The organism is Psychromonas algarum (assembly GCF_004376845.1).
Lineage (GTDB): Bacteria > Pseudomonadota > Gammaproteobacteria > Enterobacterales > Psychromonadaceae > Psychromonas.
The window spans coordinates 255,890-278,489 of sequence record NZ_SNUW01000002.1; the positions used below are offsets into that span (position 1 = coordinate 255,890).

Consider the following 22,600-nt stretch of genomic DNA (forward strand, 5'->3'; position numbering starts at 1 on the left):
TATTAAAATTAAGAACGAATTAAATTATCACTAATACCAATCCATTTATATGTTGTTAATTCAGGCAAGCCCATTGGACCACGAGCATGAAGTTTTTGAGTTGATACTGCGACTTCAGCACCTAGACCAAATTGGCTGCCATCAGTAAAGCGAGTACTTGTATTAACATAAACAGCAGCTGAATTAACTGCATTGATAAATTTATTTGCCACAGTAAAATCATTCGTCAAAATACCGTCAGAATGTTCTGAACTATGCTCTCGTATATGGGCGAGTGCTTCACTTAAATTAGCAACAATTTTGACACCTAGGTTTAAAGATAACCATTCACGAGAAAAGTCACCTTCTTGAGCAAGTGTTGCATTATCACCTAAAATTGCTTTTGCTTTCTCTTCTGCAACTAATGTCACTCCAAGCGGTAATAGATGTGCAGCTAATTTAGGCAAGAAGGTTTCTGCTATATCAGCTTCTACTAATAATGTGTCTAATGCATTACAAACACTTGGACGTTGTACTTTAGCGTTTTCGATAATTGCTAACGCTTTCTCTACATTAACTGTTTTTTCAGCAAATAGATGACAAATACCAATACCACCAATAATGACTGGAATGGTGCTGTTTTCTTTACAGAATTTTTGTAAACCTGAATTACCACGAGGAATAATCATATCTACGTATTTATCTAACTTTAATAATTCGCCCACTAATGCACGATCTGTATTTTCTATGTATTGCACTGCTGTTCTTGGTAATCCCACTTTTTCTAATGCATTTTGGATATGTTTTACCAACACTAAATTAGAATTAATGGTTTCTTTACCGCCACGTAGAATACTTGCATTACCTGTTTTTAAACTAAGAGCCGCAATATCAATAGTTACATTTGGACGCGCTTCATAAATAACACCTAATACCCCCACAGGTACTCGACGTTTACAAAGCTTTAAACCATTCTCAAGTAATTTACTATCAAACTCTTCACCTACAGGGTCAGATAATCCAATCACACTACGTAAATCAGCAATAACACCAGCTAAACGAGTTTCATCTAATAATAAGCGGTCTAATAAAGCTTCTGTTAGTCCAGCAGCTTTACCTGCTTCAATATCTTTATTATTAGCAGTGACAATTTCTTCAACATTTGCTTCTAATTCAATAGCAATCGCTTCTAACGCAGCATTTTTTGTAGTTGTATCTGTAATAGCTAATTCATAGCTTGCGTCTTTAGCTTGTTGGCCTATTTGTTGTAAATTCATTCCTACTCCTTTGAATTGATCCCAAACTAAGGGATCATTTATTATAAAATTACTAAATCGTCACGATGGATAACAACAGTACCGTGTTCATAACCTAGTATTTTTTCTATTTGATCTGAATGTTGACCTTTGATTTGCTCAATATCGATACTTTTATAACGTACGATACCACGGGCAATTTCTTTACCTAGTTGGTTACAAACGGAAACAACGTAACCACGTAAAAAATGAGACTCAACAGAACAAATACCTTTTGCTAATAAGCTACTACCAGTAGCTAATATGGCTTGTTCTGCACCTTGGTCAACAACGATCACTCCTGCTGTGCGGGATCCTGCAAAGATCCAATTTTTTCTCGCTTCTAAGCGACAGTTTTCTGATATAAAACGAGTCCCCACTGCTAAACCATTAGCAGCATCTAAAATAACATTTTTACGTTGTCCGGAAGCAATCACAACTTCGATACCAGCACGGTTAGCAACGGTAGCAGACTCTATTTTTGTCGCCATACCACCTGTGCCTAAACCTCCAACACTGCCACCAGCCAATTGATGAATGGCATCGGTTATTTCTGTCACTTCAGGGATCAATTGAGCATCAGGGTTATTACGAGGATCTGCTGTAAATAAACCTTGTTGATCGGTTAATAAAATTAACTGATCAGCATCGGCTAATAATGCGACTAATGCAGATAAATTATCATTGTCACCCACTTTAATTTCACGCGTTGCAACGGCATCATTTTCATTAACTAAAGGGATAATTCGATGCTTTAACAATGTATTTAATGTATCTCGAGCATTAAGAAAACGCCCTTTATCATCTAAATCAGCACGAGTTAATAGCATTTGCCCTACATGTAAACCGTATATTTTAAATAGGTTTTCCCATTCTCGTACTAGTTGTCCTTGGCCGACAGCGGCTAACATTTGTTTATTAGCAATCGTTGGTTCGATATCAGGCATATTTAAATGCTCTTTACCTGCAGCAATGGCGCCTGAGGTAACAACAATAATGGGGTGACCTTGCTGATGTAAAATTGCACATTGACGTACAATTTCAACCATTTGTGCTCGATCAAGTTTAGCGGTACCACTGGTTAAGACACTTGTTCCTAATTTAACTACAATTGTTTTTTTAATCGCGTTCATTATTTATGCTTCATTTCAGAAAATAAAAAATACTCAACGTATAGGTAATTCACCTTTAATGGCATTGTTGAGCTTAAAAAAAAACAGCAGCTTAAATAGCTGCTGTTTCCAGTATAACATTATTGATTCACAAATGAGATGATCAAAAAAATAGCGCTTACCTCTAATTTAATAATCAATTAAGCAGCCGTTAATTTACAACCAATTTCATTATCAATTAATACACTCAATTTATCAGTAAAGTGTGTAAAGGATTGATCAAGCTGTTGCATTTGTTTTTTATTGATAGTAGCTTCAACCCAATTACCTTGGATATCATATAAACCGTTATATCGTTTATATTGGAAGGTATTTCCAGTACGAGTAACCAATAACCACCAGCCTAAAAATGTTCTATTTTCAGGTTCTTCTTTATCATCTACACATATTTCTAAACAATCAAAGAAAAAAGTACCTTCGTCCGACTGTAGCTTGCGAAAATATGGACCGATATCGGTAAACAATTTAAATAAACGTCCACGTGATGGACCTTTTAAAGCTGTATCTGACATGTTAGGGGGATATCCTTTTTATCTGTATGCTCGAATAATTACTTCAAATATATCAGCTACTCTTGTAAATGTTGTGTTAACCATTGGGCAGAATACTCCAAAGATTTCAAATAAGAGGCAAAAATGGGAGGTTTATCAATAATATTTGCTTCGCTTTCATAACTTGCCCGTGCAATTAACTTTAAATCCTCTTCATTACATAAAATATCTTTGCTGTGCCCAATACTTAGAATAGGTGTTTTAGTACGTGTACGTCCTAATAATCCTTGTTTTACTAATGAAAATGGTACACAGCTTTGATATAAATTAGCCACATCAGAACTTTTTATTTGCATACGACTAGCAAGACAATCCAAAGTCATTGGTGGTAATTTTGAAAAATTGCTAATGCTATCAAAGACACTTCCTACAGCAGCACCAACACTCACTACCGTTTTGACTAATTGAGGTTCTAAATAAGCTAAGCGATTTGCAACATTTCCCCCCATGCGCATCCCCATTAATGACATGCGAGCTTGATCAACCCAAGGTACTTGAGTCATATAATGTAAAACTGCTTGATGTAACTGCGAAGTATCTTGCTCTAACTTTAGTTGGCTAGAAAAACCAACACCAGGCATATCGACAGTTAACATTGCTAAACCTGCTGGTTTAAGCTGTTTTTCAAAGAGGGGTAAAAAGTCACATTGCAGCGTATCGATTCCCCCGCTCACAATAACAACAGGATGAATAACGTCATCGTTTGGCAGATGCAAATAACAACGGATATTTCTACCTTTAAAAGGAACGAGGATCTCTTTTAATAAAGCAGTTTCTTCTTGATCAAAAGTGCAACGATAATTCGAGAAAGCAAGTAACTGTGCTTGAATACTATTTTCATCGCCTTTTAGATGAGGATAGCTAGCAATACTGTAACATTGAGAGGCGAGATAAAAGGCTTTTTTAGCTTGTTCTTTATGGCCAAATTTAACTAACTCATTTGCTTCTCTTTGAAACTTCATGCCTTTACTTGACCATTCATAACTCCAGTTACCAGAGCGAAAACCAATTACAGTATCTAATAGTTCTGGGTCACTACGTTTATTTTTTGAAGCACTTATTTTTGCTAACACTTCATAGCAGTCAATAATATCCAACCCTTGCCAAGCCCATTGCATCAATTTAATTAATCGATACCAACCAACCTGCTCTTCTCCATCCATAGTCCGATTATGCAATTTTTTATTTTTTTTAGAGCCGCTATTTGCAATTAAAGTAGATGTTTCTTGAACATTATATTTTTCAGCAAATAAGACTTCAGATAGATTTTTAGACATAAATTTCTCGTTAAATTATTAGGCTTAACTTATTATATAATTCAATATTATATAATAGAGAATAACATGATCCAGATAAGCGACAATGCCAAAGAACAACAATTGATTCCAATTTTTAGATTAGGTTTTCGACCTTTTTTTCTTGCAGGAACTATTTTCAGTGTTCTTAGTATGTTGGCTTGGATTTTTATCTTAACAGGAAAGATAACCTTACCTTCACAAATCCCACCTATCATTTGGCATGCCCATGAAATGCTATTCGGTTTCGCTGGCGCAATCATCCTTGGTTTCTTGCTCACGGCAGTGCAAAACTGGACGGGTTTTCCCGGTTTAAAAGGCAAAAGATTAGCGAGTTTATTTGCTTTATGGTTAAGCGCCCGTATTGCATTATTTGCTTTTCCAGTCGACCTATTTTGGCTAACTTTTATATTAGAAGTTAGCTGGATGCCATTAGCGGCAATGGTTTTGGGCCAAGCAGTCATGTCAGCAAAACAGTGGAGAAACTTGTTTTTTGTTCCTTTATTATTTGCCATGAGTTTATTAAATATTGTTAGTTTATTAGCACTACAATCTGGTGAGTATTTTATTGCTCAACAAGCAATATGGAGTATGTTCTTTTTGGTGTTATTCATTATTGCAGTCATGGGTGGACGTGTTATCCCATTCTTCACCGCGAAAGGAACAGCAACTGAAAAAGCCACTGTTATATTAGGATTAGAATATTTATGCTTAGCGCCTCTTTTATTCCTTGCTATTTTAGTCTGGTTCCCTTCATTAGGTGCTTTTGCTGTACCTCTTGCATTAATCGCAGGTATTGCAAATTTAGTTAGATTATTACGTTGGAAACCTCAACTGACATTACCAGTCCCTTTATTGTGGTCATTACATTTAAGCTATTTTTTACTTTCTATCGGTTTAGTCTTTTATGCATTAGGTTTACTCGTCCCATCAGTGAGTAGCGTTAGTATGATCCACTTATCTGCTATTGGTGGAATTGGTGGCGTTATTCTAGCAATGATCAGTCGTGTTTCATTAGGCCATACTGGACGTACTTTAAATCCATCAAAATGGATGAATATTGCATTTATCGCAACAGCATTATCTGCACTGACAAGAGTTGTTTTACCTTATTTAATGCCAGATGTGCCATTAATGGGTTATGCCATTAGTGCGCTACTTTGGTGTAGTGCTTTTATGCTATTTATTATTTTTTATGCAAAAATGTTGCTGTCTGCACGTATCGATAAACGTCCAGGTTAAAAGTCTATTATTTAGATGGAGCCTCCCGAACCTTGAGTAAAAGCGTATCTGCTTTTTCAAGGTTCTGCTGTTCACCTAATAGCAGCAATAAATCATTTACTTTGAAACAACTGGCTGGCTTGATTTTAATTACCTGTCCGCCCTCTCGTTGTAACTTTTTAATGATGACTCCTTTAACTTTAAAAGATGAGATAGGTTTACCAATAAACTCAGACAAAGTAGGTAAACGCACTGCATGTAATTTTTCTACTTCATCAAATTCACTGTTATCTGAAAAGCGTGCCTTAGTTTGCTCTAACTCTCCGTAATAAAATCCATGTAAATTTTCATATTGCATTTTACGTTCATCATCCATTCTTCTCATTATTTTTCGATGTGAAACACCTGATAAAAGTAAAACATGTGCCACCATCATTAAACTTCCTTCTAGCACTTCAGGCACCACAGCAGTTGCTCCCGCAGCTTTTAATTGAGCTAGTCCTCGATCACTTTTAGTTCTCACTAACACTTTAATATCTGGGTTAATAGGACGAATAACTTCTAATAGGGCTTTAGAACGTTGTAAATCATCAAAGGTAATTATTAAGAGTTTTGCTTTTTCTAAACCAGCAATGAGTAAAATATCTCGACGACTCGCATCACCAAACTCAATGTTTTCACCGCCTTTTCTAGCTTCTTTAACTCGCATGGGATCTCTATCTAAAACAATAAATGGTAGTGATTCCATTTTTAAAAAGCGTGAAACTATTTGTCCAACTCGGCCATATCCGCAAATAATCGTATGCTCAGTGAACTGCCCTGGTAAGGTTTTATTCAACCCGAATACTTTTTCAGAATGGTGCATGACTTCTTTAGATATTTTTTGGCTATATTGAACCAATAAAGGAGTTAATGACATGCTGATCACGCCTGTTGCTAAAATTAAAGAGGCAAGTTGCTCATCCAAAAGATGATACTTTGTAGCCAAAGCGACTAAAATAAATCCAAACTCCCCCATTTGTGCTAATGCAATACCAACGCCTAATGAAGTACTAATATTTTCTTTCATTAAAATGGCAGCAACGGCGACAGTAAAAATTTTAGCCGCAATAACCACCACCACTAAAATAAATAATATACCCAGATTATTAGCTAACACCTGCGCATCTAATAACGTGCCAATAGAAACAAAGAACATCGCCATCAAAATATCTTTAAACGGACGGATATCACTTAACAATTGATTTCTATAATGACTCTCCGCAAGCATCATACCGGCTAAAAAAGCCCCTAAGGCCATCGATAGGCCCAAATATTGCGTAAAAGCAGACGCTAATATAGTAATAAATAAGGTGGAAAGAATAAATATTTCATCGAAACGCACTTTACCAACTTCATCAAAGAAGAGTGGCAAAACCCAACGGCCAACGGCTAATAAAATAACCACAGCAAACAACCCTTTGATAAAGGCAAAACCTAATTCAAACAACAACTGCCCCTCTAACTCAGGCATGGCAATAATAGGAATAATAATTAAAAAGGGAACCACAGCTAAATCTTGAAATAACAAAACAGAAATAGTCAGTTTGCTCGATTCTGAATGCAACCGTTGCTGATCACTTAATACTTTAATAATGACAGCCGTTGAGGACATGGTAAGTACGCTGGCAACTGTAAAAGATTGTTGCCACGATAAAGAGAAGAACTGACTCAGCCAATAAAACAAGGAAAAGGAAAGAATAACCTGTAACGCTCCAACACCAAAACAGAGCGGCGCATACTCAATAACTTATCAAAGGAAAACTCTAAACCAAGTGAAAACATGAGGAAAACAATGCCAAATTCCGCAATCAATTCTATTTCATAGTATGAGCTTAAAAAATTTAATAAAGATGGGCCAAGCATAAAGCCAGTAAAAAGATAGGCAACAATATTAGACAATCGCAAATGTCTAAAAATAGCCACGCATATGATGGCAAAAAATAACAAAACCAATAAGTCATTAAGCATACATATCTTCCATCGAGAATATACTTATACCAATTACAATAAATAGCGCCTTTCCATAAAGAGTAAAAATTGAAATAAAGTGTTGCTGAATAGTTTATAGGAGGCTTAGTACAGGTATAAAAAGTATTTTAAGAGAACAAACAATCATAGAAGCTATTTACAAGTACTCTGAAAAATAAACGATTTAACCTCAATTGCAGATAAGCAAGTCAATACAGCGTCGCTAGTTTTCGTATTTTGATATGAAACCAGCTTGCAATAAACTGACAGGGAGGTGCTTGGCAAAAAGATAGGAATAATGATAAATGTGAAAATTAACTTAAACGCAATGATAAGGTTAATTTAGGTAATGTAGGCTCTGTACATTGCCATAAACCAACAGCTTCAACCAATTTATCATTGATAAAAATAAATATCACCTGCTCTCGCAACCAAGGTGGAACTTGATATTCATGCAATAATTTTTTAATACTTCTACTTTTATCTCGACCTTCAGGTAAGCAAACTAAGTTGCTATCGATATGCTGTCGTAAGCAACATTTAATCTGGAAATTTTCAGAAAGTTCACTTTCAACCTTAGAGAAATCAACACCTAATTTAGCGTCAACAAGCCACAATATTTTTTCACCTGACCAATCAATAGCTTGCTCTGGAAATTGCATTTTCTGTGTTGTTACCATAAATAAATGCTCTTGATAACGACGAATAGATTCTGATTGAAGTTGTAATTTCGGCTGTTTATCCACTTGAGCTAACGCCACTTCATGCCATAAAGCTAACAACTGTTTATTACTCGGATATTGTACCCCATTAGATTTTAGCCAATAACGAATGACATTATTACGCCTTGCATCACTTAGCAGGGAAAGCTTTGCAATACTTAACGTCTGCTGTGAAAAAAATTCACATTGGCAGTTTTCTAAATCTTGCTGTGCAATTTCATTTAATAGGGATTGTTGTTCTTGGCATAACTGTGCAGTACGTGAAACTGATTGAGCAATCGCCGGCCATCGTTGTTTTAATAAAGGGGATATTTCATGACGAATAAAATTTCGATCAAAGTCTGTATTTTGATTACTTTCATCTTCAATCCATTGTAATTGATGCAGCTTTGCATAATCAGTTAATTGTTGACGAGAAAAAATCAAAAGTGGACGCAATAAAGTCCCTTCGAAAAAAGCCTGTGACGTTTGAATCCCTTGTAACCCAGTGCTACCAGAGCCTCTTTTTAAAGCTAACAATAACGTTTCTAACTGATCATCTTGATGATGCCCTGTTAAAATTATATCGTTTGCTTGCATTTTTTCTCGAAAACATTGATAACGAGCATCTCTTGCTAAGGCTTCTAAACTGGTTCTAGGCCGATTCTCAATATGCACTTTAGAATGAATTAACGTCACCCCCAACTGCTCACATAATTGAGTACAAAAACTCCCCCAGTGCTCAGCATTTTCACTTAAACCATGATTCACATTATGTGCAAGTAACTCAATACCATCTCTGTTTTTTAAAAACTGATGCGCGAGGTGTAATAATACAACTGAATCTAAACCACCACTTAATGCCACAATCAAACGAAACTTAGTAGTAGACTCGATTAAAAGTTGCTTTAAATGTGCATTAAATAAGTTAGATAATGGCTGCATTTTTAGGTTTAACCTTGATCAAAATGTAATGTTACATTTTCTTCACCAAGTAAGCGCCCTAACTCAAATAACAAATCATCACTTGGGGTGATCGACCATTCTATACCTAGCTCCATTTCTGCTTGAGCTTGATGATTTTGATAATTAACAAAAACAGGACACAAACCACCTGCAGCAGGTAATAACGCTTCTTTTAAACGATATTGAAATTGCTCAATGGTATATTTTTGTAGAATATTAGAAGAGATAGTTAAGCGTAATTTACTGGCAAAACGTTCACGAGCTTGATCAATACTCATGATCTCCCGCGCATTCATTTTCAAACCACCATTAAAATAGTCTTCACTGACTTGACCTTGCAACACTACAATATTATCAGTAAACAATAAAGCTTCATGTTGGTCTAACAAATCAGCAAAAATGGTTACATCCATGCGTGCACTTTTATCATCAAGCGTTAAAATCCCCATACGTTTACCGGCTTTAGTGACCATCACACGCATCGCTAACACTAATCCACAAACTCGACTATTTTGACCTCGTCCATTAACAGTAAGAGCACTTAACTTAGCACAATTAATCGCACGCAAATGTGGCTCATATTGGTTAATAGGGTGTCCAGTTAAATACAAACCAAGTGTATCTTTTTCACCTTTTAACCACTGTTTTTCTGGCCATTTTTCAACAATTGAAAATTTATTTTCAATTTCATCGTGATCCGTAGTCAATACACCAAACAGATCTGATTGTCCTGATGACTCTGCCTTTTTATGCTGAGCAGCTCCCAGCAATGCATCACTCAAGTTCTCCATTAATGCTGCGCGATGTGGTCCTAAATTATCTAAAGCTCCCGCTAAAATTAGTTTTTCAATAATGCGTTTTCCACAACGTTTTAAATCAACCCGAGTACAAAAATCAAAGAGATCTTTAAATTTTCCACCTTGAGTTCTGGCTTCGATAATGGCATCAATAGGTGCTTCACCAACACCTTTTACCGCACCAATACCATAAATAATGCGCAAGTCTTTATCGACATTAAACTTAAACAAACCTTCGTTTACATCAGGCGGACATAAGGTTAATCCCATGTTATGGCATTCATCAACTAAAATGACGACTTTATCCGTGTTATCCATATCTGCAGACATTACCGCAGCCATAAAATAAGAAGGGTAAAAAGTTTTCATCCATAAAGTCTGATAAGACACTAATGCATAAGCCGCTGAATGCGATTTATTAAATCCATAACCAGCAAACTTCTCTACCAAGTCAAAGATCTTCATGGCAAGTTCGCCATCGATACCATTTTCAACCGCACCAGATTCAAAGGTAGCACGCTGTTTGGCCATCTCTTCAGGTTTTTTCTTACCCATCGCACGGCGTAACATATCTGCGCCACCCAATGTGTAACCTGATAATACTTGGGCAATCTGCATTACCTGCTCTTGATATAAGATGATGCCATAGGTGGGAGATAGAATGTCTTTTAAGGATTCGTGCTGCCATTTCTCATCAGGGTAAGATACAACCTCACGGCCATGTTTACGCTCAATAAAGTTATCTACCATGCCTGATTGCAATGGCCCTGGACGGAATAAGGCTACCAAAGCGATCATATCTTCAAAACAGTCTGGCTGTAGACGACGAATAAGATCCTTCATACCACGAGACTCTAACTGGAACACTGCAGTGGTTTCGTAACGCTTTAATAATTCAAAACAAGCAGGTTCAGTGAGATCTATTTTTTCAATATAAATAGGCTCTTCACCACGCTCATGTTTATGCGCATTAGCCATATCTAACGCCCATTGAACTATGGTCAGAGTTCTTAACCCTAAGAAGTCAAATTTAACCAGCCCCGCCGTTTCTACATCATTTTTATCAAACTGAGTAACCGGATTATGACCTTCATCATCGCAATATAATGGTGCAAAATCGGTAATAGTGGTTGGCGATATTACAACACCACCCGCATGTTTACCTGCATTACGAATAGTCCCTTCTAAAGTACGACACATATCAATTAAAGCGCGTACATCTTCACTGGCATCATAACGTTCTTGTAATCTAGGCTCTTCTTCAAACGCTTTAGTTAAGGTCATACCAGGAGTGGGCGGAACTAATTTTGAAATACCATCAACAAAACCATAAGCATGCCCTAATACTCGCCCCACATCGCGGATAACCGCTTTGGCCGCCATAGTACCGAATGTTATAATTTGTGATACGGCATCTCGCCCATATAGTTCAGCTACATGGTCGATAACTTCATCACGTCTATCCATACAAAAGTCGATATCAAAATCGGGCATAGAGACACGTTCGGGATTCAAGAATCGCTCAAACAGTAACTCTAACTCTAATGGATCTAAGTCAGTAATTTTTAAAGCATACGCAACTAACGAACCAGCACCTGAACCACGGCCAGGACCAACGGGAATATTGTTATCTTTACTCCATTGGATAAATTCCATTACGATCAAGAAATAGCCAGGGAACCCCATTTTATTAATAACGGTTAATTCTGTTTCTAAACGCTCATCGTAAGGTTTTCTTATTTCTGCAAAATCAGGGCTACTCTTATCAAATAAGAACTCTAAACGAGCCTCCAAGCCTTCACGAGAAGCTTTACAGAAGAACTCATCAATAGGTAATCCATCTGTTGGGAAATCCGGTAAAAAGTATTCCCCTAAGCGTAAAGTGACGTTACAGCGTTTGGCTATTTCGACACTATTTTGCAGTGCTTCCGGAATGTCAGAGAAAAGTTCACACATTTCCTCTTCACTACGTAAATACTGTTCGGGACTGTAATCTTTAGGGCGTTTTTCATCACCTAACGCATAACCTTGATTGATACATACGCGAATATCATGTGCATCAAATAATTCTTTATCAGCAAATACAACTTCATTAGTGGCTACCACTGGTAATTGTTGCGCAGCAGCCCAATCAACGGCTAAATGAAGATAGTTTTCTTCATCAACTCGATTAGTACGGATCAGTTCAACATAATAACGATCCGGGAAATGTGTTTTGTAAAATTGAGTAATTTCAGAAACAGCAAGTTGATTACCCTTTAATAACATTTTACCTAGGTCACCATCTTTAGCACCTGATAATAAAATAACCCCTTGTTGATGTTCAATTAACCAAGATTGTTCTAAAACGGCACGGCCTTTAACATGGCCCCTAAGATAAGCTTTGGAAATAAGCTCTGTTACATTTTTGTAACCCACTGCATCCATTGCTAATGCCGTTAAACGAAACTGTTGATCACCAAGTAAATCACTTTTTACCCAGAAATCAGCTCCCACTATCGGCTTCACTCCGGCACCATGAGCTGCACCATAAAACTTCACTAAACCACAAAAATTAGTTTGATCAGTGATCGCCAATGCAGGCATATTAAGTGCAGCAGTTTTAGCGACTAATGGTTTTACTTTTGTTAAACCATCCACCATAGAAAAATCACTATGTACACGTAAATGAACAAATTTAGGGGCAACTAATGGGGAAGTTTGATTACTTAATTCAGGCATAAATCTCTACTTCGCTGCTAATGCTAAGATCGCTTTAACGGGTTTAAAACTTTGACGGTATTCAGCGATCACCCCATTAGCTTCTAATGCTTCAAAATGAGCTTTTGTTGGATAACCTTTATGCTTAGCAAAGCCATATTCTGGATATCGTTGATCTAATTTAACCATCTCACGATCTCGTGTCACTTTAGCAATAATTGATGCCGCACTAATTTCAGCAACACGTAAATCACCTTTAACGATGGCTTCACTTGGCATATTTAAATTAGGGCAACGGTTACCATCAATAAACACAAAATTAGGTGTAATAGAGAGTCCTTGCACTGCGCGCTGCATCGCTAGCATAGTTGCATGTAAAATATTTAATTCATCTATTTCCGATGGTGACGCTCGGCCAATACTTACCGTTAACGCATTCTCATTAATTTGGTCAAATAGTAGGGCTAATTTCTTTTCACTTAATTTTTTAGAATCTGTTAAACCTTGAATAGGTTTATTTGGATCTAAAATAACGGCAGCAGTAACAACATCCCCAACCAATGGACCTCGTCCAACTTCATCAACACCTGCAATATATTGGCAGTCAGGATAAATTACTTCAGGAAAATCAGTGATTAGTTTAGCCATGTTTATTTGTCTCTATTTAATAATTTAATAACCGCATTTGCTGCTTGCGTATCTGCATCACATTTAATTAATTGATGTAACTCGGTGAAAGTATCAATCATTTTCTGTGCATCATGTTCAATAAGACGTTCTAATTCAGCAACAATTTTCTCAACGGTACAATCTTTCTGACTTAACTCTTTAACCACTTCTTTATCAGCAATTAAATTAGGTAGAGAAGTGAATTTTACGCTCGATAGGGCTTTAGCAATAATATAAGTAATAGGTTTCACTTTATAAGCAACAACCATAGGGGCTTTTGCTAACATAGCTTCTAAAGCAGCTGTACCTGACGCTAATAATACCGTGTCAGCTGATTGTAAAACAGCACTAGACTGACCATCAAATAAAGTAATGGGTAAACTTGATGCTAATGCATCAATTTGAGACTGAAACTGTGCTTTACGACTGTCATTTACCATAGGCACGATAAATCGATAATCGGGATATTTTTGATAGATAATTTCCGCTGCTTGTAAAAATATTGGCCCTAACATCTCTACTTCCGCTTTACGACTACCTGGTAATATCGCAATAATTTTTTCATCCAGCTGAATGTTGAGTTGTGCTCGAGCACCTGATTTATCGCGTTCTAAAGGTAGTTGATCAGCAAGTGTATGGCCGACAAATTGGCAAGGTACATCAAACCTATCATAGAAAGCTTTTTCAAAAGGTAAAAATGCTAATACAAGATCTGTTGCTTTAGCAATTTTATGGATCCTCCATTGTTTCCATGCCCACACAGAAGGACTTACATAATGGATCGTTTTAATTCCTTGTTGTTTTAATTTTAACTCAACAGTTAAATTAAAATCAGGAGCATCAATTCCGATAAAGATATCAGGAGGATTGTTAATAAAGTGCTGAATAATTGATTTACGAATGCTTAAAATACTACCTAACTTGCCTAATACTTCTACAAACCCCATTACCGACAATGCTTCTAATGGATGTAATGCTGTACAGCCTTGGGCAATCATTCTTGGCCCTGCAATGCCTTCAAAGATAGCATCTGGGTATTGTTTTTTAAGTGCTTTAATTAACCCTTCACCTAAAATATCACCCGAGGTTTCACCCGCTATTAATCCAATGCGCAATGGTTTTGTCATGAACTTCTTCTTCTAAAATCGTAGTGATTAAAATTAAAAAAAAAGGCTCAAAAAGAGCCTTGTTTTAAAATACGTAAAACAAACAGCTTATCGAACAATACCGCGATTTTCTGCAGAAATAAAATCTAATAAAATCTTTAATTCTGGACAATCTGCAACGCTTTCGGCTATTTCAGCTTTTGCTTGTTCCAAGGTATTACCATTTCGACAAATTGCTTTATAAGCTCGTTTTATTTGCATTATTGTTGCACTACTAAAACCTTGGCGTTTTAAACCAACAGAGTTTATACCCTGTGCCTGAGCATAATTACCCGAGGCCATAAAGTAAGGAGGAATATCTTTATTGACAGCAGAACAGCCACCAATCATTGCATATTCACCAACACGAGAAAATTGATGTAATGCAGTTAATCCACCAATAATAACGTTGTTTGCAATTTTACTGTGACCAGCAAGTGTCGCATTATTTGATAGGATAATGTTATTACCTAAGATACAGTCATGTGCAATATGAACATAAGCCATTAATAAGCATTTATTACCTATTTTGGTTATACTGTTATCCTGCGCAGTACCACGATGAACAGTACAACTTTCACGGAAAACATTATAATCTCCGATCTCAAGATAAGTTATTTCACCATTGTATTTTAAATCTTGGCAATCTTCGCCCACTGAAGCAAATTGGTAAATTTTATTACCTTTGCCCATTTTAGTTGTACCTTTAATTACAACATGTGGACCAATCCAGCAATCATCACCAATTTCAACATTATCGCCGATGATGGTATATGGACCGACCTCTACGTTTTTGCCAATAACTGCATTTTCATGCACTATCGCTGTTGGATGAATTTTTGCTGTAGAATCAATCATTAAATCTCTCTTCTTGCACACATTATTTCGGCCTGACAAACTACTTGCCCATCAACTTTAGCATAACATTGGAATTTACCCATTCCACGTTTTTCACTTAAGCATTTCACGTCAAGATCTAATCTATCACCAGGTACTACTGGCTTGCGGAATTTAACTTTGTCAATTGAAGCAAAGAAATACAATTCATTTTCAGCAGGTTTACCGTGTTTAGTAAAAGCAAGTACACCTGTTGCTTGCGCTAATGCCTCTAAAATCAACACGCCTGGGAATACTGGAGTTCCAGGGAAGTGACCAGTAAACTGAGGCTCATTAAATGATACATTTTTATAGCCGATAAGTGTTTCACCAGGCACATGGTCTACGACACGATCCAGTAATAAAAATGGGTAACGATGTGGCAGAAGATCCATGATCTCTTTAATATCCAGACTATTTAATTCGTTAGGCACGATAATTTCCTTAGTTTTTATCTTCAATTTGTTTTTCAAGCTGTTTAACTCGCTTGAACAATTCTTCTATTTTTAAAGTATAAGCAGTTGTTTTACGCCATGCTCTATTCTCTTGAGCAGGTACACCTGATGAATATATACCGGGTTTGTTAATACTTCTCATCACCATAGAGTCACCAGTGATCACTACGTTATCAGTCACAGTAATATGACCATTAATAGCAACGCTACCACCAACAATACAACTTTTTCCAATCTGAGTACTTCCTGCGACATTTGTGCCACCAGCAATGGCGGTATGATCGCCAATTTGTACGTTGTGTGCAATCTGACATAGGTTATCAATCTTAACACCATTACCAATAATAGTATCTGACAACGCACCTCTATCAATTGAAGTATTTGATCCTATTTCTACATTATCACCGATGATCACATCACCAATCTGTGGAATTTTAACCCAAGTTCCTTGGTATGGAGCATTGCCAAAACCATCAGAACCAATCACAGTATTAGCATGGATAATAACCTTACTTCCTAAATGACAACGATGATAAATAGAAACATTAGAATAGATTTTACATCCTTCTCCTAATGTACTTTCTTCGCCAATGACTACATTAGGAAACAATTGACAGTTATCAGCAATCTTTGCACCTTTAGCAATGACTACGTTTTCACCAATAGCCACGTTTTTACCCAGTACAACAGATTCATGAATTTGCGCAGAGTCTGCAATAACAGTCGATAAATTAGGTGTTGTATCAAATAAACGTGCTAACAATGCATAACCCACATACGGGTTATCCATAAATAAAGCATTACCTTGGTAAGTCTCTTTTAACGCAGTAGGTAATACAATTGCACTTGCATTACATTCACTTAAACGAAGCAGTAATTTTTTATCTGAGACGAATGTAATGTCCCCTTCTTTGGCACCATGAAAGGTAGCTAAACGATGTAATTGTAAATCACCATCACCACCTAATTGAGCAGATAATTGTGCAGCTAAGCTAGTTAATGAATAAGTCATAATTAAACCTACTTAGTACTAATTTTTTGAATTACTTTATCTGAAATATCTAGTGCTGGTGTTGAGAATACAACTTGCTCACCATTTAAAATAAGATCGTAGTGCCCTTCTTTAGCAATGTTATTAATAACATCTCGAATCACTGCTAGTGCTTTTTGCTGCTCTTCACCTTGACGACGACGTTGATCTTCTTCAAAAGCTTTACCCATGAATTTATATTCTGATACTTTAACTTCAATTTGGCGTTTTAATGCTGTTAGTTCATTATTACTTAATAACTCACCATCTTTTTTAATTTTTGTTTCTAAAGTACGGATCTCTTTTTCTAATTTTTGTAGTGCTGCAACGCGGTCTTTAAATTCAGCTTCTAATGTTTTAATAATCTTGTCTCGTTGTGGAGACTCTTGCATTACTTTTGTTGGAAATACCACACCAATTTTTTGTGTTTCCGCAGCATGCACAGCAGATACTGTTACCAGTGTAGCGGCTAATGTAATCACTTTTAAAAAGGTCTTCATGTTGTAACTCCGTATTAAATAATATTTGTCATAAAAAATGTTAAAAATAAGCTTACAAGTAAAACATACTTTGTAGAGCTAATGAAATACTTACTGCTTTAATTAGAACACGTCACCAATATTGAATGAGAATATCTCAGTTCTATCACCTTCATATTCTTTTATTGGTAGTGCTAAAGTAAAGATTAATGGTCCCATTGGTGAAACCCAAGTTAATTGAGTACCAAAAGATGCACGCATTCGACCCGGTTTAGAATAATCACCTGCATAATCACAATTATATGAACAACTGAAACGGCTGTAAGCATCATAATTATATTCAGTATCCCACGCTTCACCGGCATCAACAAAGAGACTGCTACGTACTTGACGAGAGTAAGCTTCATCTAAGAATGGAGCAGGGAAAATAAGTTCCGCACTTAATGTGTATTTTGCATTCCCCCCTACCGCACTATCAGTATAAGAAGAGGTTGCATTACCATTACTTTGTCCAATATACATTGCACGAGGACCAACAGTATTATTAGAGAAACCACGTAATGTTCGGTAACCACCTACAAAATAGTTTTCAAAGAAAGGTAGCACTTGGTCATTACCTTCAAACTGACCATAACCATTACCATAACCTAAACTACCACGTAATAATGTTGTCCATTCACCATCATCGGTGATCCTTTGGTAGTTACGGATATCAAAGTTAATTTTGAAGAATTGTATATCCGAACCTGGCACAGTGATTTTACCACGTAAAGTATGCATCATACCTTGCGTTGCAAGTTGCCCTTTATCTAGGTTATTTCGAGTCCAAGTGGCTGTTATATCGTAATTTTGGAAATCAGCACTACCATCAGGATTTTGTAATGAACCATAAATATTCCAGAAATTTCTTAATTGCTCATAACTTTGTAACTCTGAAATACCATTGTTTTCCCAACCGACGCTAAAACCTAAGCGGTTGATTTCATTTACAGGGAAACCTGTACTTAAACGGATCCCGTAAGTTGTGTTGGTATAATCAACAATGTTTGCATCACCCGCTTCAAATTTGTCGTAATAAATACGACCACCACCACTAACAGCATCTTTTGTTAGATAAGGTGTATCATAATTCACACTTGCATTAAGACTGTAATCATTAACTTTTACTTCAAAGCCAACTTTATCACCACTTCCTAAGAAGTTATTTTGTTGTACACCAGCACTTAAACTTAACCCAGATTCAGTACCGTAACCAATACCAGCATTAAAGTTACCAGAAGGTTGCTCTGCAACGTTAACGCTAACATCAACGAGATCTTCACTCACTCGTTCAGTATTAATATTAACGGTAGAGAAGAAGCCTAAACGATTTAAGCGAGCACGTGACGTTTCTAATGCTTCACTTGAAAGCCAGCCACCTTCCATTTGACGCATTTCTCGGCGTAATACAACATCTTTAGTTGTATTATTACCTGAAATATTAATATGTCTTACATAACCACGTTGCCCAGGATCAATAGAAAAATTCACCACAACTGTATGCGTTTCATCATCAATTTCAGGATAAGTATTTACTTCTGGGAAAGCATAACCTAAACGACCGAAATATTTACGAATACTCTGCTCAGTTGCAGAGACATCAGATGCAGAATAAGTATCACCCTTTTCAAAGGTCACTAACGTTTTAATATCTTCATCATGACCTAACAAATCACCGATAAAAGTGACATCACCGACTTTATACATATCACCTTCAGTCACATTTACAGTAACGTAAACACCTTTTTTATTGGGTCTTAATGCGACTTGAGTTTCATCAATTTTAAAACGAATATAACCTCGGTCTAAGTAATAACTTTTAATAACTTCTAAATCACCAGCTAACTTTTGCTTTTGATAATTATCATCAGCAAAGAAGTCCCACCAACCACCAGAATGGCTTAATGTTAGACGCTTTAATAAGGTGCCATCGCTATAAATGGTATTACCGACAATATTAATTTGTTCTATTTTAGCCGTTAAACCTTCACGGAAAACAAACTGCAATGAAACACGATTGCGTGGCAACGGTGTAACAATTGTTTCAACTTGGGCACTATATTTACCAACACTATGGTAAAAATCTTCTAAGCTTTTTTCTATATTTGATAAAACAGTTCTATCGAGTGATTCGCCCACTTGAATAGAAGATGCTTTTAGAGAATCTAAGATTTGATCTTCAGTTAACTTCTTATTACCCGTTAACTCAATCGCACTGATAGTTGGTCGTTCTTTTACTTTAAAGATAACAACGGAGCCATTTCTAAATAACTCAATGGATTCAAAATGGGCACTACTATAAAGTTTTTTGACGGCCTGAGACAATTCGTAATCGTCAACTACGTCACCTTCTCGAATAGGCAAACTTAATAATGCAGCCCCAAGAGTAACTCGTTGCAATCCTTCAAATTGCAAATCTGAAACGGTAAAACTTTCAGCAAAAGAAAGAGAAGAGAAAAGTGTTGAAACACTCAGTGCCAATGCTAATAAATACTTCTTAAACATTATCTAGAAAATCCTTTACGCACTTTAGTGCAAACAATTCAAACAGGTAAATTAATAACGGCGCGTAGTGTACCACTTCAATACACTAACAGAATGTGTCGCCTAACAACTTGTTTGCAATTTTTATAATAAATTAAAATCATTTAATATTGCGATTGACATAAATGTCATCAAAACAGCAATACCAATTTTAAAACCAAATTCTTGTATTCTTTCTGAAACAGGCTTCCCTGTAATTGCTTCAATAAAGTAATACATTAAATGTCCTCCATCTAATACAGGTAGAGGGATTAAATTCATAATACCTAAATTAACACTGATCAATGCGATAAAACCTAAGAAAGAAGCAATACCATAATCTGCGCTCATACCAGCCCCTTTAGCAATACCAACAGGACCACTTAAATTTTTAACCGACATTTCACCAGAAACTAACTTTACTAAAGTAGAAAAAGTAAGTTTTGTTAATTGCCAAGTTTTATCCACCCCTTTACTGACAGATTCGAAGACACCATATTGTAAACTAACACGAAACTGTTCGGGGTAAGTATTAACTTTAGGAGCAAGTCCAATATACCCTTGTATAACCCCATTACCGACCTCACGTGCATCAGGTGTTAACATTAATATTTTTTGTGAACCTTGTCGTTCAATTACCAGTTTCAGCGCTTTATTGGCACTCTCCTGAATGACCTGAACAAATTGTTGCCAATCTTGTAATGCGACTCCATTAACTGCAAGTAATTTGTCTCCAACAGTTAAACCACTACGTTGAGAAGCACTATTATCAGCAATAGTGTTTGCAATTAAATGTACTTTTGGAGAATAAGGAATAAAACCTAAACTAGTAATAACGGATTCTTTTTTAGGATCAAATTTCCAATCAGCAAGTGAGACTGTATAAGTTTGGCTTGGTTCCGTCACTAGAGGTAAGTTGGACTTATTTTTTGAGATAGAATCAATATTTGTTAAAGGATCAATAGTTAACTCAAAATCCGCTTCACCTATTTGTGCAACTAACGCTAAATTTAATGCTTCCCAGTCATTAACCGATTGACCATTAACCGCACTCACCTGAAATGCTTTTTGTTGATGCACAACACTCACGGGAGAATATTCTGCTACCTGACTAATAATAGGCTTTGCGCTGTTTACTCCAATCATATACATCAACCAAAATGCAATAATGGCTAATAAGAAGTTTGCAATGGGCCCTGCCGCAACAATAGCAATACGTTGCCACACAGTTTTTTTATCAAATGCAAATTGCTGTAATTCTTCAGGCACTTCTTCAACACGGCCATCTAACATTTTAACGTAACCACCCAAAGGGATAGCTGCAATAGCAAACTCGGTGCCGTGTTTATCTGTTTTTTTAAATAGCACTTTACCAAAACCAATGGAAAAACGATGTACCTTTACATTACAACGACGCGCAACCCAGAAATGTCCATACTCATGAATGGCAACTAAAATACTTAATGCAATAATAAATGCAGCCGTATTCCAAATGAAATCTAACAAATTAAACCTCGATTAATAACTTGGATAGTGTGCTCTCTTGCTTCCTTATCTATGTGCAATAATTCAGCAATTGTTGAAGCCGTTTGTGTATTTAATTGATTTAGTACTTGTTCAACAACAACGGCAATCTCAGTGAATTTTATTCTTTTATCTAAAAAGGCTTGCACCGCCACTTCGTTGGCAGCATTTAATGTTGTTGTTGCATGCTGACCTTGATAACAAGCTTGAATAGCTAAATTTAAGCAGGGATAACGATCATAATCAGGTTCAAAGAAAGTAAAATTATCACTAGCAAAAAAGTTAAAAGGTTTAGCACCACTTTTGATCCGCCGCTCTCCCCCCATCACATGTGCAATAGGAATACGCATATCTGCATTGCCCATTTGAGAAATGACACTACCATCTTGATATTGCACCATGGAGTGAATAACTGATTGTGGATGAATAATGACCTGTAACTGCTCTTTATTGGTATTAAATAACCATCTTGCTTCAATATACTCCAAACCTTTATTCATCATGGTTGCAGAGTCAATTGAAATTTTAGGCCCCATAGACCAGTTAGGATGTTTGATAGCAGCTTCAGGAGTAATGAACTCAAATTCAGATAATGGTGTATTTAAAAATGGACCACCCGATCCCGTCAATAAGATCTTAGATACACCCTCACCATTCAGGTCACAGGCCCCAATATCTTTTTGTAAAGAGGCAGACATTGATTGAAAAATCGCATTATGCTCACTATCTACAGGCCATAAGGTTGCACCATATTTTTTAACTGCATCGATAAACAATGCGCCAGACATTACCAACGATTCTTTATTTGCTAAAAATATTTCTTTTCCTGCGTAAACGGCAGCTAATGTTGTTTTTAAACCAGCCGCACCAACAATGGCAGCCATAACGGAATCAATTTCCACACTAGCTAATAAAGTTAAAACTTCATTTTCTGGTAATACTTGGCTGTGTAAATTATTTTGTTGTAGCAAAGTTTGTAATTGCTGTGATGATCCTTCATCAGATAAAGCAACATAAGCGGGTTGAAACTCCATACAGAGCGACAACATTTTATCGACATTTTTTGCTGCATATAAAAACTGCACATTATATAAATCAGGATTATGACGACAAACACTTAAAGTGCTATCACCAATAGATCCCGTTGCACCAAGAACGGCCAGATTTTTCATT

The 22,600-nt window shown here is 36.4% G+C and carries 17 protein-coding genes and 1 pseudogene; 1 reads left to right on the top strand and 17 read right to left on the bottom strand.

The window, feature by feature from the left end:
- Positions 1–8: 8 nt before the first annotated feature.
- From E2R68_RS01175 to frsA, 4 genes are all read right to left on the bottom strand, one after another.
- Positions 9–1,256, bottom strand: coding sequence for a glutamate-5-semialdehyde dehydrogenase (locus tag E2R68_RS01175; protein ID WP_134275676.1), 1,248 nt, complete (start codon positions 1,254–1,256; stop codon positions 9–11).
- 41 nt (positions 1,257–1,297) lie between these two features.
- On the bottom strand, positions 1,298–2,407 hold the full coding sequence (gene proB / locus E2R68_RS01180) for a glutamate 5-kinase (protein ID WP_134275677.1): 1,110 nt from the start codon (positions 2,405–2,407) through the stop codon (positions 1,298–1,300).
- 179 nt (positions 2,408–2,586) lie between these two features.
- Positions 2,587–2,958: a sigma factor-binding protein Crl gene (gene crl / locus E2R68_RS01185; protein WP_134275678.1), complete on the bottom strand. Its 372-nt coding sequence runs from the start codon at positions 2,956–2,958 to the stop codon at positions 2,587–2,589.
- Positions 2,959–3,014: 56 nt separating this feature from the next.
- Positions 3,015–4,274: an esterase FrsA gene (gene frsA / locus E2R68_RS01190; protein ID WP_134275679.1), complete on the bottom strand. Its 1,260-nt coding sequence runs from the start codon at positions 4,272–4,274 to the stop codon at positions 3,015–3,017.
- A 66-nt stretch (positions 4,275–4,340) separates the two neighbouring features.
- Here frsA and E2R68_RS01195 point away from each other — a divergent pair, with 66 nt between their 5' ends.
- A complete protein-coding gene (locus E2R68_RS01195; RefSeq protein WP_134275680.1) occupies positions 4,341–5,534 on the top strand; it encodes an NnrS family protein in 1,194 nt (397 codons plus the stop codon).
- Positions 5,535–5,541: 7 nt separating this feature from the next.
- On the opposite strand, the gene E2R68_RS14230 is transcribed toward E2R68_RS01195, so the two are convergent.
- The 13 genes and pseudogenes from E2R68_RS14230 to ispC form a co-directional block, all read right to left on the bottom strand.
- Positions 5,542–6,432, bottom strand: coding sequence for an NAD-binding protein (locus E2R68_RS14230; RefSeq protein WP_445177073.1), 891 nt, complete (start codon positions 6,430–6,432; stop codon positions 5,542–5,544).
- Between the two features lie 36 nt (positions 6,433–6,468).
- A pseudogene (locus E2R68_RS14235) lies at positions 6,469–7,523 on the bottom strand (cation:proton antiporter domain-containing protein); the annotation flags it as partial.
- A 314-nt stretch (positions 7,524–7,837) separates the two neighbouring features.
- Entirely contained in the window at positions 7,838–9,169 is a 1,332-nt protein-coding gene (tilS, locus tag E2R68_RS01205; protein WP_134275681.1) for a tRNA lysidine(34) synthetase TilS, read from the bottom strand.
- A gap of 8 nt (positions 9,170–9,177) precedes the next feature.
- Entirely contained in the window at positions 9,178–12,708 is a 3,531-nt protein-coding gene (gene dnaE / locus E2R68_RS01210; RefSeq protein ID WP_134275682.1) for a DNA polymerase III subunit alpha, read from the bottom strand.
- A gap of 6 nt (positions 12,709–12,714) precedes the next feature.
- Positions 12,715–13,335 (bottom strand): ribonuclease HII, encoded by a 621-nt coding sequence (gene rnhB / locus E2R68_RS01215; RefSeq protein ID WP_134275683.1) that lies wholly within the window; start codon positions 13,333–13,335, stop codon positions 12,715–12,717.
- 2 nt (positions 13,336–13,337) lie between these two features.
- Positions 13,338–14,483 (bottom strand): lipid-A-disaccharide synthase, encoded by a 1,146-nt coding sequence (gene lpxB / locus E2R68_RS01220; RefSeq protein WP_134275684.1) that lies wholly within the window; start codon positions 14,481–14,483, stop codon positions 13,338–13,340.
- 87 nt (positions 14,484–14,570) lie between these two features.
- The gene (gene lpxA / locus E2R68_RS01225; RefSeq protein WP_134275685.1) at positions 14,571–15,359 is read right to left on the bottom strand and encodes an acyl-ACP--UDP-N-acetylglucosamine O-acyltransferase; all 789 of its coding nucleotides are present in this window, start codon (positions 15,357–15,359) and stop codon (positions 14,571–14,573) included.
- Entirely contained in the window at positions 15,359–15,811 is a 453-nt protein-coding gene (fabZ, locus tag E2R68_RS01230) for a 3-hydroxyacyl-ACP dehydratase FabZ (RefSeq protein WP_134275686.1), read from the bottom strand. The genes lpxA and fabZ overlap by 1 nt, the downstream gene beginning before the upstream one ends.
- A 10-nt stretch (positions 15,812–15,821) precedes the next feature.
- Positions 15,822–16,844: a UDP-3-O-(3-hydroxymyristoyl)glucosamine N-acyltransferase gene (gene lpxD, locus E2R68_RS01235; protein WP_134275687.1), complete on the bottom strand. Its 1,023-nt coding sequence runs from the start codon at positions 16,842–16,844 to the stop codon at positions 15,822–15,824.
- Positions 16,845–16,852: 8 nt separating this feature from the next.
- Positions 16,853–17,362 (bottom strand): OmpH/Skp family outer membrane protein, encoded by a 510-nt coding sequence (locus tag E2R68_RS01240; protein WP_134275688.1) that lies wholly within the window; start codon positions 17,360–17,362, stop codon positions 16,853–16,855.
- Positions 17,363–17,464: 102 nt separating this feature from the next.
- Positions 17,465–19,885 carry an outer membrane protein assembly factor BamA gene (gene bamA / locus E2R68_RS01245; RefSeq protein ID WP_134275689.1) on the bottom strand — a complete coding sequence of 807 codons (2,421 nt, stop codon included), beginning with the start codon at positions 19,883–19,885 and terminating at the stop codon, positions 17,465–17,467.
- A 123-nt stretch (positions 19,886–20,008) separates the two neighbouring features.
- Positions 20,009–21,409, bottom strand: coding sequence for a sigma E protease regulator RseP (gene rseP / locus E2R68_RS01250; RefSeq protein WP_134275690.1), 1,401 nt, complete (start codon positions 21,407–21,409; stop codon positions 20,009–20,011).
- Positions 21,403–22,599: a 1-deoxy-D-xylulose-5-phosphate reductoisomerase gene (gene ispC / locus E2R68_RS01255; protein ID WP_134275691.1), complete on the bottom strand. Its 1,197-nt coding sequence runs from the start codon at positions 22,597–22,599 to the stop codon at positions 21,403–21,405. The genes rseP and ispC overlap by 7 nt, the downstream gene beginning before the upstream one ends.
- Position 22,600: the final 1 nt, after the last annotated feature.